This is a genomic window from Novosphingobium huizhouense (assembly GCF_020179475.1).
Taxonomy (GTDB): Bacteria; Pseudomonadota; Alphaproteobacteria; order Sphingomonadales; family Sphingomonadaceae; genus Novosphingobium; species Novosphingobium huizhouense.
In genome coordinates, this window is record NZ_JAILXZ010000002.1 from 270,677 (window position 1) to 287,945 (window position 17,269).

Annotated in this window: 14 protein-coding genes; 8 read left to right on the forward strand and 6 right to left on the reverse strand. The window is 69.7% G+C overall.

The window, feature by feature from the left end; genetic code table 11:
* Window position 1: 1 nt before the first annotated feature.
* The gene (pgi, locus tag K3A85_RS09640) at window positions 2-1,522 is read right to left on the reverse strand and encodes a glucose-6-phosphate isomerase (protein WP_225206298.1); all 1,521 of its coding nucleotides are present in this window, start codon (window positions 1,520-1,522) and stop codon (window positions 2-4) included.
* A gap of 170 nt (window positions 1,523-1,692) precedes the next feature.
* Between pgi and lepB the strand changes: the two genes are divergently transcribed.
* From lepB to K3A85_RS09665, 5 genes are all read left to right on the forward strand, one after another.
* Window positions 1,693-2,562 carry a signal peptidase I gene (lepB, locus tag K3A85_RS09645; protein ID WP_404822919.1) on the forward strand — a complete coding sequence of 290 codons (870 nt, stop codon included), beginning with the start codon at window positions 1,693-1,695 and terminating at the stop codon, window positions 2,560-2,562.
* Window positions 2,535-3,248 carry a ribonuclease III gene (rnc, locus tag K3A85_RS09650; RefSeq protein WP_404822926.1) on the forward strand — a complete coding sequence of 238 codons (714 nt, stop codon included), beginning with the start codon at window positions 2,535-2,537 and terminating at the stop codon, window positions 3,246-3,248. Before lepB ends, rnc begins: the two co-directional genes overlap by 28 nt.
* 48 nt (window positions 3,249-3,296) lie before the next feature.
* Window positions 3,297-4,190 carry a GTPase Era gene (gene era, locus K3A85_RS09655; RefSeq protein WP_225206300.1) on the forward strand — a complete coding sequence of 298 codons (894 nt, stop codon included), beginning with the start codon at window positions 3,297-3,299 and terminating at the stop codon, window positions 4,188-4,190.
* A 75-nt stretch (window positions 4,191-4,265) separates the two neighbouring features.
* Window positions 4,266-5,033 (forward strand): bestrophin-like domain, encoded by a 768-nt coding sequence (locus K3A85_RS09660; protein WP_225206301.1) that lies wholly within the window; start codon window positions 4,266-4,268, stop codon window positions 5,031-5,033.
* Between the two features lie 76 nt (window positions 5,034-5,109).
* A complete protein-coding gene (locus tag K3A85_RS09665; RefSeq protein ID WP_225206302.1) occupies window positions 5,110-6,657 on the forward strand; it encodes a hypothetical protein in 1,548 nt (515 codons plus the stop codon).
* A 27-nt stretch (window positions 6,658-6,684) separates the two neighbouring features.
* On the opposite strand, the gene topA is transcribed toward K3A85_RS09665, so the two are convergent.
* The 4 genes from topA to plsY all read right to left on the reverse strand — a co-directional run bounded on the left by topA (window position 6,685) and on the right by plsY (window position 11,562).
* A complete protein-coding gene (gene topA, locus K3A85_RS09670) occupies window positions 6,685-9,303 on the reverse strand; it encodes a type I DNA topoisomerase (protein ID WP_225206303.1) in 2,619 nt (872 codons plus the stop codon).
* A 66-nt stretch (window positions 9,304-9,369) separates the two neighbouring features.
* Complete coding sequence (locus K3A85_RS09675; RefSeq protein ID WP_225206304.1) at window positions 9,370-9,750, reverse strand: hypothetical protein; 381 nt, start codon at window positions 9,748-9,750, stop codon at window positions 9,370-9,372.
* A gap of 82 nt (window positions 9,751-9,832) precedes the next feature.
* On the reverse strand, window positions 9,833-10,954 hold the full coding sequence (gene dprA / locus K3A85_RS09680) for a DNA-processing protein DprA (protein ID WP_225206305.1): 1,122 nt from the start codon (window positions 10,952-10,954) through the stop codon (window positions 9,833-9,835).
* Window positions 10,951-11,562: a glycerol-3-phosphate 1-O-acyltransferase PlsY gene (plsY, locus tag K3A85_RS09685; RefSeq protein WP_225206306.1), complete on the reverse strand. Its 612-nt coding sequence runs from the start codon at window positions 11,560-11,562 to the stop codon at window positions 10,951-10,953. Before plsY ends, dprA begins: the two co-directional genes overlap by 4 nt.
* A gap of 69 nt (window positions 11,563-11,631) precedes the next feature.
* Between plsY and murI the strand changes: the two genes are divergently transcribed.
* From murI to hemA, 3 genes are all read left to right on the forward strand, one after another.
* A complete protein-coding gene (gene murI, locus K3A85_RS09690) occupies window positions 11,632-12,498 on the forward strand; it encodes a glutamate racemase (RefSeq protein WP_225206307.1) in 867 nt (288 codons plus the stop codon).
* 11 nt (window positions 12,499-12,509) lie between these two features.
* Window positions 12,510-13,427: an MBL fold metallo-hydrolase gene (locus K3A85_RS09695; protein ID WP_225206308.1), complete on the forward strand. Its 918-nt coding sequence runs from the start codon at window positions 12,510-12,512 to the stop codon at window positions 13,425-13,427.
* A gap of 162 nt (window positions 13,428-13,589) precedes the next feature.
* Entirely contained in the window at window positions 13,590-14,810 is a 1,221-nt protein-coding gene (gene hemA / locus K3A85_RS09700) for a 5-aminolevulinate synthase (protein WP_225206309.1), read from the forward strand.
* 112 nt (window positions 14,811-14,922) lie between these two features.
* On the opposite strand, the gene katG is transcribed toward hemA, so the two are convergent.
* Window positions 14,923-17,157, reverse strand: a complete 2,235-nt coding sequence (gene katG / locus K3A85_RS09705) for a catalase/peroxidase HPI (protein ID WP_225206310.1) — start codon at window positions 17,155-17,157, stop codon at window positions 14,923-14,925.
* Window positions 17,158-17,269: the final 112 nt, after the last annotated feature.

Consider the following 17,269-nt stretch of genomic DNA (forward strand, 5'->3'; position numbering starts at 1 on the left):
GTTACGCCCCGATGCCGGCCGCCGCGAGCAGCGCTTCGGTCGACGGATCGAAGCCGTCGCCGCCGCCTGCATCGATCTGCTTGGCGATCGCCTTGCCCAGTTCGACGCCGAACTGGTCGAACGGGTTGATGCCCAGCAGCATCGCCGAAACGAAGGTGCGGTGCTCGTGGAACGCGATCAGCGCGCCGAGCGTGCCCGGCGTCAGGTCGTCGCACAGGATCGTCGCCGAAGGACGATCGCCCGGGTAAGCGCGCGCGCCATCTTCGCTCGCCTTGCCCGCCATCAGCGCCGCCCCTTGCGCGAAGCAGTTCGACAGCAGGATCTGGTGGTGGAGCGGATCGAGGTCGTGCCCCGGAACCTTGACCGCAAGAAAATCGACCGGGATCAGGTGCGTGCCCTGGTGGAGCAGCTGGAACACCGCGTGCTGGGCATCGGTTCCGACCCCGCCCCAGGTGATCGGCGCCGAGGGCCGCGCGAGCGGCTCGCCCTGTGCCGTAACGCGCTTGCCGTTCGATTCCATCTCGAGCTGCTGGAGATAGTCGGGCAGCAGCTTGAGCCGCTCGTCGTAGGCGAAGACCGCGCGGGTCTGGCACCGCTTCGCCTGGGTGTAGAACAGGTCGGCGAAGGCTGCGCGGACCACAACATTGGCGCCATAGGGGGCTTCGATGAAGTGCGTGTCGATCGCGGCGGCGCCGTCGAGGAATTCGGCGAAGGCGTCCCAGCCCAGTGCGAGCGCGACCGGAAAGCCGATCGACGACCACAGCGAGTAACGCCCGCCGACCGTTTCGCTGAACGGCAGCACGCGGGTTTCGTCGACGCCCCATTCGACCGCCTTGTCGGGGCTCGCGGTGAGCGCCACCACGCGGCCGTAGGGATCGGCGACCCCGCCCTGGCGCAGCCAGTCGAGCGCGGAGGCGGCGTTGGTCATCGTCTCGGTGGTGGTGAAGGTCTTGGAGGCAAGCGCGACCAGCGTGGTTTCGGGATCGCACGCCTTCATCGCCGCTTCGAGCGCGCAGCCGTCGATGTTCGAGACGACATGGACCGCGACCTTGGCGTCGTCGCGGGCGAGCGCGTCGATCGCCAGCGCGGGCCCGAGCGCCGAGCCGCCGATGCCGATGTGGATCAAGCTCTTCACCTCGCCGAGAAGGCCTTCGTGGATCGCCTCGACCAGCCCCTTCATCCGCGCGTGCAGCGCCTCGGCCTCGACCACCGCGGCAGGCGATCCGATCCCGCGTTCGGCGCTGTGCTGGGCGGCGCGGCCCTCGGTGTTGTTGATCGGCTCGCCGGCGAACAGCGCGTCGCGCTTGCCATCGAGGTCCATCGCCTTCGCAATGCGGCCCATGACGTCCTCGATCGCCGGCGTCAGATGGGTCTTGCTCCAGTCGAATCGAATCGGACCGCCGGGGACGGCAAGTTCCGAGCAGTAGCGCGACAGCCGGTCCGCCCCGCCGAAAAGCGCGGAAAGGCTTGGCGTTTCGAGGCTTTCGAGTTCGCGCCAGAGCGCCTGTGCCGGGTCCGCCATTCGTCTTGTCCTTTCGCAACCGCGAGATGTCGCGCCTCAATGCCCGCTCCGCCTTCGTCCGCCAAGCACTGCCGTTGGTCGAAGCGGCCTGTGCGAAATCGTATTTCGCGGCCACGCGTTCCGCGAAATCCCGCTTGACGAAGGCAAGGCCCCTCCACATGACCGCGACGATGACCGATCAGCCCCAACCTGGCCCGCTCGACGAGAGCGCCGCGCCGGCCGAGCCGCTCCCCGGCGAACCCGTCGCGCCTGCGAAGAAGCAAAAGAAGGAGGACAGCTTCCCGGTCTTCCTGATCAAGCTGGTGCTGGTCGTCGCGATCTTCCGCAGCTTCATCTTCTCGCCGTTCAACATCCCGTCGGAATCGATGCTGCCGCGGCTGGAGAACGGGGACTACCTGCTCGCCGCCAAGTGGCCGTTCGGCTATTCGAGCTACTCGCTGCCGTTCAGCGCGCCGTTGCTGCCCAAGCGCATCTTCGCAGGCCAGCCCAAGCGCGGCGACGTGGTGATCTTCAAGGCGCCGCCGGGCAACGACGTCGACTACATCAAGCGCGTGATCGGCCTGCCGGGCGACACCATCCAGATGATCGGCGGCGTGCTGAACATCAACGGCAAGCCGGTGAAGAAGGAGAAGATCGCGGACTTCGTGATCCCGGTCTCGGCCAATACCAGCTGCGTCGCGCCCGAGTTCGAGGCGCTCGAGCCGGACGGCACCGCAAGCTGCCACTACCCGCAGTTCCGCGAGACGCTGCCCGAGGGCAAGAGCTACAACGTGCTCGACCTCGGCTATCGCCCGCAGGACGACACCCCGCCGGTGATCGTGCCCGAAGGCCACCTGTTCCTGATGGGCGACAACCGCGACAACTCGATGGACAGCCGCTTCCCGGCGGTCGAAGGCGCAGGGATCGGCCTCGTGCCGCAGGACAACCTCGTCGGCCGCGCGACGATCGTGATGTGGTCGACCGACGGCAGCGCCAACTGGTTCCTGCCCTGGACCTGGTTCACCGCCGCCCGCTGGAGCCGCATCGGGGGCCTGTTCTGAGCAAGGCCCCTGCCCCCGCGCCCAGCGACGAGACGGCGACCTACCTGACCGACCTTACCGGCGCGCCGTTGCAGAACGGCGCGCTGTGGCACGCGGCGCTGACCCACGGATCGCTGGGCGAGCCATGCGACTACCAGCGGCTCGAATTCCTCGGCGACCGCGTGCTCGGCCTGGTGATCGCCGACTGGCTCTACGAGACCACCGGCGCGGCCGAAGGCAAGCTGTCGCAGCGGCTCAACGCGCTGGTCAGCCGCGAGACCTGCGCCGACGTCGCCCGCGCGCTCGGCGTGCCGCCGCACATCCGCATGGGCAAGCAGGCGCGCGACGACGGCGGCGCGAACAGCGACAACATCCTCGGCGACGTGATGGAAGCGCTGATCGGCGCGCTGTTCCTCGAACGCGGCTTCGACGCGGCGCGCGCCTTCGTGCGCAAGGCCTGGGCCAGGCCGATGGCCGGTGGCACCGGGCAGCGCAAGCACCCCAAGGCGGCGCTGCAGGAATGGGCCGCGGGCAACCGGCGCAAGCCCCCGGTCTATACGCTGGCGAGCCGCGACGGCCCGGACCATGCCACGGTGTTCACCGTGCGCGTCAGCGTCGGCGGCGTGGGCGAGGCCGAGGCGCGCGGATCGAGCAAGCAGGAAGCCGAGACCGCAGCCGCGCGGATGTTCATGGAGCGCTTCGGCTGATATACCGGGCGCAGAACAGCTCCTCCAAAAGAACGGAATACACGTAACGTGACGGAAAAGTGCGGCCTCGTCGCCGTGATCGGCGCCCCCAACGCGGGCAAGTCGACCCTCGTCAACGCGCTCGTCGGCCAGAAGGTCGCGATCGTCTCGGCCAAGGCGCAGACGACACGCGCGCGGTTGATGGGCATCGCGCTCGAAGGCGAGACGCAGATCATCCTCGCCGATACGCCGGGGCTGTTCGAGCCCAAGCGCCGGCTCGACCGCGCGATGGTCAACGCGGTGTGGGAAGGCGCATCGGAAGCCGACGCGATCCTGCTGGTGGTCGATGCGCGCAAGAAGAAGCGCGACTATCTCGAACCGATCCTGGCGAGCCTGAAGGACCGGCCCGAGCGCAAGATCCTCGTGCTCAACAAGGTCGACGCCACCCCGAAGGAACCGCTGCTGGTCGCGGCTGAAGACCTCGTGCCGCTGGGCAACTTCGACGAGGTGTTCTTCGTTTCGGCGCTGACCAACGACGGCGTGGCGGAACTCAAGACCCGGCTCGCCGCGCTGATGCCCGAAGGCGCGTGGCACTATCCCGAGGACCAGGTGTCGGACGCCTCGGAGCGCCTGCTTGCCGCGGAGATCACCCGCGAGCAGATCTATCGCCAGCTCCACGACGAGCTGCCCTACGACAGCGCGGTGCGGCCCGAGAGCTACACGCACCGCAACGACGGCTCGGTCGAGATCCACCAGCAGATCGTCATCGCGCGCGACAGCCAGCGCGGGATCGTGCTCGGCAAGGGCGGGTCGAAGCTCAAGTCGATCGGCGAAGCGGCGCGCAAGGAGCTGGCCGAGCTGCTGGGCGTGAAGGTCCACCTCTTCCTCCACGTCAAGGTCGAGGAGAACTGGGCCGAGAGCAAGGAAATCTATGAGGAAATCGGGCTCGACTGGGTCAAGTGAGCCCGCCTTGGCAAACGCCCCGCGATTGACCCTGCCCGCGGCCTGCCGCAAGTTCGCGGCGGGGGGAACCGGACGATGATCGACAATGCGCCCTTACTGCTGATCGGCTGCACGCTGCTGATCGCGATGATGGGCTGCTATGGCCTGGGCTTCGTGCTGCACGCGGTGCTGGCGCGCGGCCGCGAGGACACCTCGACCAGCGACGAGAGCTACGTCCTGTCGGGCGTGTTCGGCCTGCTCGCGCTGCTGATGGCCTTCGCCTTCAGCCTGGCGATCGGCCGTTACGAGACGCGTCGCCAGCTGGTGATCGACGAAGCCAATGCGATCAGCACGATGGCGAGCCGGCTCGGCCTGCTCGACGAACGCCAGCGCGGCGCGCTGATGCTGCCGCTGGCGACCTATGCCCGCGCCCGCGCCGAAACCGGACTGATCGACGACGAGGTGCGCTGGGAGAACGGCGTCCGTGCGGCAGCGAAGCTGTGCGACGGGTTCGGCGACCTGATGTTCGCAACGTTGCGGTCGATGCCGCCCGATACGCGCGGCCCCTCGCTGACGCAGGCCTACAACGAGATGTGCGATCTCGCGACCTCGCGCCACGCCGCGCGCAAGGCGCGCCTGCCGGTCGAAGTGCTGATGCTGCTCGCGCTCTACTGCTGCGCCGGCGCGGCGATGCTCGGCTATACGCTGTCGGGCACGGGCAAGCGGCACCTGCTCGCCTCGACGATCTTCTTCGGTCTGCTCGCAAGCGCCTTCGTCACGATCCTCGACCTTGACCGGCCGCGCGGCGGGGCGATCCTGGTGCCGCAGGACGAACTCGAGACGGTCGCCAGGTCGATTGCATGACGGCGCGAAGGGACCGGCCGGTTCGGACGTTGAACCCCGCGCCGCCCCGGGGCCCGGGCGGCCGATGGAGTATTCGATGTCCGATCTTCGCCGCAGCGCCGCTGCGGTTCTGCGCCTTGCGGCCGACGACTTGAGACCCGCCGCCGGAGCGACCGCGCCTGCCCCCGGCGTCGCCCTGGTGCGGACCACGCTGGTTTCGGCGGCGCTGTTCGCGATCCTCGCGCTCGCCGTCCACGCGGTACAGCTCGGCAATCCGGTGCTGCACGTCGACGAGGAATTCTACCTGCTCGTCGCGCACGAGATGCGGGCCGGCGCGATCCCGTTCGTCGATATCTGGGATCGCAAGCCGCTCGGGCTGTTCCTGCTCTACCGCCTGTTCCTGCTCGCCCCGGGGGACGGCGTGCTGACCTACCAGCTGGCGGGGATCGCCAGCTGCGCGGCGACCGCGCTGGTGATCGAGCGGCTGGCGCGCGAGATCGCCGACCCGCCCGCTGCACGCCTCGCCGGCGTCGCCTACGTCCTGTTCATGCCGGTGTTCTGCTTCGGCATCGGCCACGCTCCGGTGTTCTACGACCTGCCGATAGCGCTGGCGGCGCTGTGCAGCCTGCGCGCCTGGCGGCGCCCGGACGCGACCGGACTGCTGGCCGAGGGCGCCAAGGCGATGGCGCTGGTCGGGCTTGCCGCCCAGATCAAGTACACCGTGGTGTTCGAAGGCGCCGGGTTCGGCCTCGTCCTGCTGTCGCGCGCCGCGGCGCTGCGGCTGCCGCCGGGCCGCCTGCTGCGTTACGCGACGACCTGGTGCGGCCTCGCGCTCGCCCCGACGCTCGGCGTGTGCATCGCCTATGCCGCCACCGGGCACGAAGCGCAGTTCCTCCAGAGCAACTTCGTGTCGATCTTCGCCCGGCGCGCCGACGGCATGGCCTCGTGGACGCGCCTCGCCAGCGAGTTGGCGGCGCTGACGCCGTTCTGGATCGCGCTCGCGCTGGGCGCGAGGGCACGGCTTGCGGGCGATGGCCGCGAAGCGCTGGTGCTGTTTCGCTGGTGGGCGGCGGTCGCCTTCGCCGCGTTCCTCGCCTTTGGGTCGTGGTACGACCATTACGTTACGCCGGTGCTGGTGCCGCTCTGCGTGCTGGTCGCGCCTTCGCTGTCGCGCACGATGCGGGGGGCGACCGTCTGGCGCATCGCCTTGCTCGGCTTCGGCCTTGCCGCCTGCATGGTCGTGCTGCTCGACAACATCCGCCGCCACGGCACGCGCGCGCAGGCCGAGCGGATCGCCGGCGCGATCGAGGAGGAGCTGCACGGCGGCTGCGCCTTCGTGTTCGACGGGGAGCCCGCGTTCTACCGGATGTCGGGGAGCTGCCTGCCGAGCCGCTATGCCTTTCCCAACCACCTCAACACCTGGACCGAGGCGGAGGCGCTCGACGTCGACCCGAACCTCGAGGTCGCGCGGATCATGCTGGCGCATCCCGATGTCGTGGTCACCGCCGAGTGGTGGCCGTTCTACCTGCCAAACTGGGAGACGCGGGCGATCGTCGCCGACTTCCTGCGGCGCGACTACGAGCACTATGCGAGCCTGAAGATGGGCACGCACCAGTACGGGCTGTGGCGCCGCCGGCGGACGTGACGTTACGCCCGCCGAAAGCGGCGCGGATCAGGACTCGTCGCCTTTCGCAGCCTTGGCCGCGGCCTTGGGCTTGGCCGATGCCTTCTTCGCGGCGGGCTTCTTTGCCGCAGGCTTCTTCTCGGCTCCGTCCTTCGCGGCGGCCTTCTTGGCGGGCGCCTTCTTGGCCGGAGCCTTCTTCTTGCCCTTGGCCGGGCCCTTGGCGGCGCGCGCGTCGATCAAGGCGATGGCCTCTTCTGCCGTCAGCGCCTCGGGCTGCTTGTCGCGCGGAAGCGTCGCATTGGTGGTGCCGTCGGTGACGTAGGGACCGTAGCGGCCGGCCATCAGCTTGATCTCGCCGCCCGAGGTCGGATGAGGCCCCAGCAGCTTGAGCGGCTCGGCCGCGGCGCCGCGCGCCGGGCGTCCGCCGGCGGCGGCCTCGGCCAGCTTGACCACCGCGGCGTTCATCCCGGTCTCGAACACCTCGGCGGTCGCCTTGAGCCGCGCGTACTTGCCATCATGGGCGAGATATGGCCCGTAACGCCCTATGCTCGCGGTGATCGGCTTGCCACTTTCGGGGTGCATGCCGATCTCGCGCGGGAGCGAGAGCAGCTTGAGCGCCCATTCGAGGTCGAGCTCGCCGATATCCTTTGGGATCGAGGCGCGCTTGGCCTCCTTGCCCTCGCCCAGCTGGATGTAGGGGCCGAAGCGGCCCGCGCGCCGGGTGACCTCGAGGCCGCTGACCGGATCCTTGCCGAGCCCCGCATCCTCGCCGCCGTCCTCCGCCCCGCCGGGCTGCGCGAACTTGCGGGTGTACTTGCACTCGGGATAGTTCGAGCAGGCGACGAAGGCGCCGTACTTGCCGCCGCGTAGCGCAAGGCGGCCCGCCTGGCACTTGGGGCACAGGCGCGGATCGCTGCCGTCGGCCTTGGGCGGGAACAGGTAATCCGAAAGGAACGCGTCGAGCTCGGCGGTGACCTCGCTCGGCTTCTTTTCCATCACCTCGTCGGACTTGGGCTTGAAATCGCGCCAGAAGGCTTCGAGCACCTGCTTCCACGCGGCGCGACCACCCGAGACGTCGTCGAGTTCGTCCTCCATGCCGGCGGTGAACTGGTATGCGACGTAACGCTCGAAGAACCGCTCGAGGAAGGCGGTCAGCAGGCGGCCGCTCTCTTCGGCGAAGAAGCGGTTCTTCTCGGTGCGGACGTAGTTGCGGTCCTTGAGCACCTGGAGCGTGGCGGCATAGGTCGAGGGCCGGCCGATGCCGAGCTCCTCGAGCCGCTTGACCAGGCTCGCCTCGGAATAGCGCGGCGGCGGCTGGGTGAAGTGCTGGGTGGCCTCGACGCCGCGCCTGGCCGGGACATCGCCCGCGACCATGGCCGGAAGCAGGCCGCTGTCGTCGTCGTCGCCCTCGGCCTTCTGGTCGCGGCCTTCCTCGTAGACCGCGAGGAAGCCGGGGAACTTGACCACCTGGCCGGTGGCGCGCAGCTCGTGCCGGCCGGTGCCCTCGCGCAGCGTGACGGTGGTGCGCTCGAGGCTGGCCGAAGCCATCTGGCTCGCCATCGCGCGCTTGTAGATCAGGTCGTAGAGCCGCGCCTCGTCGCCCGCGCCGTGCCGGTCCTTGGCGAAGTCGGTGGGCCGGATCGCCTCGTGCGCTTCCTGCGCGTTCTTGGCCTTGGTCTCGTAGTGGCGGGGCTTTTCGGGCAGGTAGTGGCCGTCGTAGCGGTCGCTGATCGCCTTGCGCGCCGCCGAGATCGCGCTCGGGTCCATCTGCACGCCGTCGGTCCGCATGTAGGTGATCGCGCCCGCCTCGTAGAGCGTCTGCGCCACGCGCATGGTGTGGCTGGCCGAAAAGCCGAGCTTGCGCGCCGCTTCCTGCTGGAGGGTCGAGGTGGTGAACGGCGGCGAGGGGTTGCGACGGGTCGGGCGCGTCTCGACATCCTCGACGCGGAACGTCGCCGCTTCGACCACGGCCTTGGCGCGAAGGGCCACGCCCTCCTCGCTCAGCGACAGCCTTTCAAGCTTTTGCCCGTCGAACTTCACGAGCCGGGCGAGGAATTCGGTGCCGCCCTTCTCCATCCTGGCGACGACCGACCAGTATTCCTGCGCGGTGAACGCCTCGATCTCGCGCTCGCGCTCGACGATCAGGCGCAGCGCGACCGACTGGACGCGTCCCGCCGACCGCGCGCCGGGCAGCTTGCGCCACAGCACCGGCGAGAGAGTGAAGCCGAACAGGTAATCGAGCGCGCGCCGGGCGAGGTAGGCGTCGATCAGGTCCTGGTCGAGCTCGCGCGGGCGCTTCATCGCCTCGGTCACCGCCTGCTTGGTGATGGCGTTGAAGGTGACGCGCTCCACTTCCTTCGGAAGCGCGCGACGTTTGCCCAGCAACTCCCTGACGTGCCAGGAAATCGCCTCCCCTTCGCGATCGGGGTCGGTGGCCAGGATCAGGCGATCGGCCTGCTTCGCGGCGTCGGTGATCGCCTTCACCCGCGCCTGCTTGTCGCCGTAGAGCTCCCAGTCCATCGCGAAGTCCTCGTCGGGGCGGACCGAGCCGTCCTTGACCGGAAGGTCGCGGATGTGGCCGTAGGATGCGAGGACCTGGAAGCCGGGACCGAGATACTTCTCGATGGTCTTGGCCTTGGCCGGAGATTCGACGATGACAAGCTGCATGGCGGTGAAACGATAACCCTTACACGTACGCGTACGTGCGAGGGTGGGGACGGCAGGCCCTGCTCGTCAACCCGTCCCGTGGTTTCGCATCGCAACGACGACGAGAGCGACGAGGAACAAGGCGCCCAGGACGAGGTCGACGGCGGCGAAGAACGCCACCAGCGGCAGCACCCGCCCCTGGCCGAACAGCACCAGCGCCGGCACGCCGAAGACCAGCTTCTCGAACACCGCAGGCAGGATCAACGCGCGATAGCGCAGCGGATCGCCGCCGATGATCCAGAACACCGCCTGGAACACCAGCGCGCAGCCGACGAAGCCGAGGTAGGTTTCGGCCCCTTGCGCCGGCAGGGGGACCAGATAGAGCGGGGGCAGCACGACAAATCCCCAGATCGCCGCACCGCGGAAGATCCGGCGGGGCAGGCGCAGCGCATCGTTGTCCGCGGTCATGGCGGTTCCTCTCCGGGCATCGCGGCGATGCGCGCCCGCGCCGGATAGTCGCAGCTTTCGCCGGCGGTGCAAGGACCTGCCGTCAGGCGAGCGAAATGCGCCCGGCGGCGTGGCGGACGATGCGCCCGCCCAGTTCGAGCTCGACCAGCGCCATCTGCACTGCCCCGGCCTCGGCGCCGCTCTGCCGGATGATCTCGTCGACCGCGACCGGCGCGTTGCTGAGCAGCGCGGCGATACTGGCGCTGTCGACCTCGCGGACCGGCGCGAGATCGTCGAACGGCTGGGGTTCGTCCTCGCGGAACCGCGAGCGCGGCGTGCCGGTGAAGCCGACGAGCAGTTCGATCACGTCCTCGGCGCTCTGCACCAGCACCGCGCCCTCGCGGATCAGGTGATTGCACCCCTGCGAGCGGCTATCGAGAGGCGAGCCAGGGATCGCCATGACCTCGCGCCCGGCCTCGGCGGCGAGCCGCGCCGTGATCAGCGAGCCCGAGCGGGGCGCCGCCTCGACCACCAGCGTGCCGGTCGCGAGCCCTGCGATGATCCGGTTGCGCCAGGGGAAGTGCCGCGCGAGCGGCTCGGTGCCCGGCGGCATTTCGGCAACGAGCAGGCCGCGGCTCGCCACGTCCTCCTGCAAGGCTTCGTTCTCCGGCGGATAGGCGATGTCGATCCCGCTGGCGATCACGCCGATGGTGCCGCCGCCTTCGGCCATCGCCGCGAGCGCGCCGGCGTGGGCGGCACTGTCGATCCCGCGGGCAAGCCCGGAGACCACGGCGTAGCCCGCCTCGGCCAACGATGCCGCAAAGGTCCGCGCGAGCCGAACCGCGCCGGCCGAGGCGTTGCGCGCGCCGACGATCGCCACCGACGGCCGTTCGGCGAGCGCGCCGTCGCCGCGCACGGTCAGGATCGGTGGCGGATGCTCGAGCTGGCGCAGCGCGGCGGGATAGCCGGGCGTGTCGTGGAACAGATAGCGCGCGCCGAGCTTGCGAACCGCGGCGATCTCGTCCTCGATCCGCCCGGGCACGGCGGGCTGGTACGGCTTGCCGCCGCGGGCGACGAGATCGGGCAGCGCGTCGAGCGCGGCCGACGCGGTGCCGAAGCGCCGCAGCAGCTGGAGGTAGCTGACCGGGCCGACATTGGGCGAGCGCAGCAGGCGGATCCGGGCGAAGGCTTCCTCGCGGGTCAGCGCTGCGCCCTCGCCGCTCATTCCTCGCCGCGGCTCCCGCCCTTGCCGATCCTGGGTTCGGTGCCGGCGCGCAGGCGGGCGATGTTCGCCCGGTGGAGCCAGACGACGAGCAGCGCGATCGCGGCAAGGACAAGCGCGGCCTCGCGATGGCCGAGCAGCAGCGCCGCGACCGGCGCGATGCAGGCGGCGGACAGCCCGCCGAGCGAGGAGATGCGCGTCGCCGCCAGCACGCCCAGCCAGACCACCGCATAGGCAAGGCCGATCGGCCAGGCGAGCGCCAGCGCGACACCCATCGTCGTCGCCACGCCCTTGCCCCCGCGGAAGCCGAGCCAGAGCGGGAAGCAGTGGCCGAGCACCGCGCCGAGCGCGGCGAGCGCCTCGCTGCCCGGCCAGAGGCTGCGCGCGATCGCCACGGCGGCGATGCCCTTGCCCATGTCGAGCAGCAGGGTCGCCGCGGCGATGCCCTTGCGCCCGGTGCGCAGCACGTTGGTGGCGCCGATGTTGCCCGAGCCGATCGCGCGCAGATCGCCCGCCCCGGTCATCCGGGTCAGGATCAGGCCGAACGGCACCGAGCCGCAGAGATAACCGAGCGCAAGCGCGAGAAGATGCTGTTCCACGCCCCTGCTCATATCCGCCCTGCCCGACAAAAGGGAGAGGCGGCTTTCCTTTTTGCCGGGAGTGCCGATAGAACGGCGCGCATGAGGGCATCGAACTTCCCCGGAGTTGCATCCGAAACGGCGGCAAACGCCGCGCCGGTGATCGATCGGGAGGTCGATCCGGCCGCGCCGCTGCTGGTCTTCGATTCGGGTGTGGGCGGCCTCAGCGTTCTCGCCCGGATCCGCGAGCTGCTGCCCGACGCCCCGGTGATCTACGTCGCCGACAATGCCGGGCTCCCCTATGGCGACAAGACCGAGGCGCAGATCGCGGCACGGGTGTCGGGCCTGCTCGGCCGGATGACCGAGCGATTCCGTCCGCGGCTGGTGTGCATCGCCTGCAACACCGCCTCGACCATCGCGCTCGCGTCGGTGCGCGAAGTGCTCGAAGTGCCGATCGTCGGCACGGTCCCGGCGATCAAGCCCGCCGCGGCGCTGACCCGCAGCGGCGTGATCGGCCTGCTCGGCACCAACGCGACGATCCGCCAGGGCTACGTCGACCGGCTCGAGGCCGAGTTCGCCGCCGACAAGCGCCTGCTCCGCCACGGCGCGCCCGAACTGGTGGCGGCCGCCGAGCAGAAGCTGCGCGGGCGGGCAGTGGACCCGGCGGTCTTCGCGCGCGCCGCAGCAGCGCTGCGCGCGATGCCCGAGGGCGAGCGGATCGACACCGTCGTGCTCGCCTGCACGCACTTCCCGCTGGTCGGCGACGAGCTCGCCCGCGCGTTCGGCAGCGAAGTCCGTCTGGTCGACGGCGCGCAGGGCATCGCACGTCGGGTCGCCGCGCTGACCGAAGGCCAGCAGTGGCGCCGCACCCGCGACGACATCGCGCTGTTCACTCGCGACGATCCGGCGCTGGGCGACCTCGCCCCGGTGCTCGCCGCGCACGCGCTAACGCAAACCGCAATCTTCTGAAGAGGCGCCCCGTGGGACTGTTGTCGCGGATCTTCCTTGCGGTCATCGTGCTGGCGGCCGTGCCCTATTACTGGCTGCTGCTCGATACGGGATCAGGGCGGATCGCGCCGACGCCGATCGATGTTCCTGCGCTCCGCCGCCTTGCCGACAGCATGCCCGGACAACGGCCGGTCTCGATCGAATATGCGCCGGTCGCGGTGCGGCGGATGGCCGGGACGGTGCTGGTCGCGGGCGGCGGCCTGCGCACCGACCTGGTGGGCAAGATCGCGTTCCGGCTGGTGACGCCGGGCGGCGACACCGTGCTCGATGCCGGCCCGACGGCGGCGCAGGCGGCGGACGTGGGCTTCCGGACCTTCGACCCCGCCGCGCGCAGGCTCGTCGACGGCTGGATGGCGAACGCCAGGCGCGTCGTGTTCACGCACGAGCACCCGGACTTCGTCGGCGCGCTGATCGGCGCCGATGCCTTTTCCGCGCTGGCGGGCAAGACCATCCTGTCGCGCCGGCAGGTCGAGGTGATGGACCGGATGCGCCCCGGCGTGCGCGACGAAGTGGCGCAAGTCGTGCCATCGGACCGCGCCGTCGCGGTGGCGCCGGGGATCGTGCTGGTGCCGGCGCCGGGCCATTCGCCGGGATCGCAGCTGGTCTACGTGCGCCTGTCGGACGGGCGCGAGTACCTCTTCGCGGGCGACACCGCGGCGATGCAGCGCAACCTCGCCTGGCTCCGGCCGCGCTCGCGACTCGCCTCGAGCTGGCAGGGCGGCGAGGACCGCAACGCCGTGATCGGCCTGATCCGGGGCCTTGCCCAGGCCGCCGTGACCTACCCGGGGCTGACCGTCGTCCCCAGCAGCGACGTGCTGTGGCTGCAGGACCCGCGCCACGGTCCGGGCTTCTCCTCGGCCTTCCGCTACGGTGGCGGCGGGCGCGACTGAACCGTTCGGAATCTGACGAGGATTCGGGTCGATCTGCCCTCAATTGACGCTGGCAAAGCGGTTTTAACAGGCGTAAGAGCCGCGTCATACGCCGAGGGAGGGCCTTAGGGATCGGGCGCCTTCCTTGGAGACGGATGTCTCCATGCAGCAGAGGAGCGGCGGGTGAATTACGATCAGGTTTTCGATTCCGCCATCGAGCGTCTGCATTCCGAAGGTCGGTACCGCGTCTTCATCGACATCCTGCGCAACAAGGGCGCCTATCCCAACGCGCGCTGCTTCGCCGGCCACAACGGCCCGAAGCCGATCACCGTGTGGTGCTCGAACGACTACCTCGCGATGGGCCAGCACCCCAAGGTGATCGCCGCGATGGAAGAGGCGCTGCACGACGTCGGCGCGGGCTCTGGCGGCACGCGCAACATCGGCGGCAACACGCACTACCACGTCGAGCTCGAGCGCGAACTCGCCGACCTGCACGGCAAGGACGGCGCGCTGCTTTTCACTTCCGGCTACGTCTCGAACGATGCCACGCTGTCGACGCTGGCCAAGATCCTGCCGGGCTGCGTGATCTTCTCGGATGAGCTGAACCACGCCTCGATGATCGCCGGCATCCGCAATTCGGGCGCCGAAAAGCGCGTGTTTCGCCACAACGACGTCGCCCATCTCGAGGAGCTGCTTGCCGAGACCGATCCGGCGCTGCCCAAGCTGATCGCGTTCGAAAGCGTCTATTCGATGGACGGCGACGTCGCCCCGATCCACGCGATTTGCGACCTTGCCGAAAAGTACAACGCGCTGACCTACATCGACGAGGTCCACGCGGTCGGCATGTACGGCCCGCGCGGCGGCGGCATCACCGATCGGGACGAGGCGGCGCACCGCATCGACATCATCGAAGGCACGCTGGGCAAGGCGTTCGGCGTGATGGGTGGCTACATCGCCGCCGACACCCGGATCATCGACGTGATCCGCTCCTATGCCCCGGGCTTCATCTTCACGACCTCGCTGTCGCCGGTGCTGGTCGCCGGCGTGCTGGCGAGCGTGCGCCACCTCAAGGCCTCGAGCGTCGAGCGCGAAGGCCAGCAGGCCGCCGCCGCGCGCCTGAAGGAGCTGTTCCGCGACGCCGGGTTGCCGGTGATGCCCTCGACCACGCACATCGTGCCGCTGATGGTCGGCGACCCGGTGCGCGCCAAGAAGGTCAGCGACATCCTGCTCGCCGAATACGGCGTCTACGTGCAGCCGATCAATTTCCCGACCGTGCCGCGCGGGACCGAGCGCCTGCGCTTCACCCCGGGCCCACAGCACACCGAAGCGATGATGGTCGAGCTGACCCGCGCGCTCGTGGAGATCTGGGAGCGGCTCGAACTCGAGATGAAGAAGGCCGCCTGACGGGCGCGTCCCTCCCGCCCGGCGGGGCAGCGGGAACGCTGCCCGAACGCCGGACCGCAACGAAAAAGGGGCCTGCCGCAGCAGGCCCCTTTCCGTTTGTGGCGTCGGCGGATCAGAAGCGATCGGCGTTCATCACCTTGGTCCAGGCCTTGGCGAAGTCGGCGACGAAGGTCTCGCGCGCGTCCGCCGAGGCATAGGCTTCGGTGACCGCCCGCAGTTCGGCGTTCGATCCGAAGATCAGGTCGACCGGCGTCGCCGTCCACTTGAGCGTGCCGCTCGCGCGGTCGCGCCCTTCGTAGAGCCCTTCCTGCGCCGCCTTCGACCAGGTCGTCTCCATGCTGAGCAGGTTGACGAAGAAGTCGTTGGTCAGCGTGCCCGGACGGTCGGTCAGGACCCCTGCCCGGCTGCCCCCGGCATTGGCGTCGAGCACGCGCAGGCCGCCGACCAGCACGGTCATCTCGGGGACGGTGAGGCCGAGCATGTCGGCCTTGTCGACCAGCGCCTCGACCGGGGGCCGGCCCGCATCGGCGGCATAGAAGTTGCGGAAGCCGTCGGCGCGCGGCTCGAGCACCGCCATGCCGGCAACGTCGGTTTGCGCCTGCGAGGCATCGACCCGGCCCGGCTTGAACGGCAGGTCGATCGGCGTCCCCGCCTTGGCCGCGGCCTGTTCGACCGCGGCATTGCCGGCCAGCACGATGAGATCGGCGAGGCTCACCTTCTTGCCTCCGGTGGCGGTGCGGTTGAAGTCGGCCTGGACCCGCGACAGCGCGGCGAGGACCTGCGCGAGATCGGCCGGATCGTTCGCCGCCCAGTCCTTCTGCGGGGCGAGGCGGATGCGCGCGCCATTGGCGCCGCCGCGCATGTCGGTGCCGCGGAAGGTCGAGGCCGAAGCCCAGGCCGTGCGCACCAGGCGCGCAGGCGCGATCCCCGTGGCGAGCACTCGGGCCTTGAGCGCGGCGATGTCGGCCGCCTCGATCATCGCGTAATCGGCCTTGGGCAGCGGATCCTGCCAGGCGAAGGTCACCTTGGGCACGTCGGCCCCGAGGTAGCGCGCCTGCGGCCCGAGATCGCGATGGGTGAGCTTGAACCAGGCGCGGGCGAAGGCATCGGCGAAGGCTTGCGGGTTCTTCTGCCAGCCTTGCGTGATCTTGCGGAAGCCCGGGTCCTCGCGCATCGCAAGGTCGGTGGTGAACATGATCGGCGCGTGGCGCTTGTTCGGGTCGTGGGCGTCGGGCACCAGGCCCGCGGCGGCGGGATCGCTCGGCACCCACTGGATCGCGCCGGCCGGGCTCCTGCTCTTGACCCATTCGAAGCCGTAGAGGTTGTCGAGGTACTGCGTGGTGAACGCGATCGGGTTGGCCGACCATGCGCCCTCGAGCCCGCTGGTCACGGTGTCGCCGGCATTTCCCTTGCCGCACGTGTTCTGCCAGCCCAGCCCCTGGTTCTCGATCGCGCTGGCGGTCGGATCGGCGCCGACGCAGCCCTCGGGCTTGTGCGCGCCGTGCGCCTTGCCGAAGGTGTGGCCGCCGGCGATCAGCGCCGCGGTTTCCTCGTCGGTCATCGCCATCGCGCCGAACGCCTGGCGGATGTCATGCGCTGCGGCGAGCGGGTCAGGATTGCCGTTCGGCCCTTCCGGGTTGACGTAGATCAGGCCCATCTGGGTCGCCGCCAGCGGCCCCTTCAGCTTGCGGCCGTCGGCGAATCGCTCGCTCGCCAGCATTCGCGTCTCCGGCCCCCAGAACACCAGGTCCGGCTCCCAGGCGTCGACCCGGCCACCGGCAAAGCCGATGGTCTTGAAGCCCATGTTCTCGAGCGCGACGTTGCCGGCAAGGACCATGAGATCGCCCCACGAAAGCTTGCGGCCGTACTTCTGCTTGATCGGCCACAGCAGGCGGCGCGCCTTGTCGAGGTTGGCGTTGTCCGGCCACGAATTGAGCGGCTCGAAGCGCTGCTCGCCGCCATCGCTGCCGCCGCGGCCGTCAGCCATGCGGTAGGTGCCGGCGCTGTGCCAGGCCATGCGGATGAAGAACGGGCCGTAGTTGCCGTAGTCGGCGGGCCACCACGGCTGCGGCGTGGTCAGCGCGGCGTCGATATCCTTCTTCACCGCCGCGAGGTCGAGCGTGGCGAAGGCCTTGGCGTAGTCGAAGTCGGGTCCGTAGGGGTTGGAGCCCGGATCGTTCTGCCGCAGCGACGACAGGTCGAGGATGTTGGGCCACCAATCCTTGGTGGTCATCGGCCGGGTTGCAGCAGGCGCGGGGCCGGCCTCGGCGGCGAAAGCGGCCGTGGCGGGGGCGCCGATCGCGATGGCGATGGCCAGCGAGAGGAAGCATGTTCGGGTGCGACGCATTGTTGGTCCTCCTTTTGATCGCGTTGCCGACGAAAGGAGAGGACCCGGCGCCGACGGCGCAGGCGAAACGCGGCCTTGCGTCGTCGCACGCACGTGCATGCGCACCGATCCG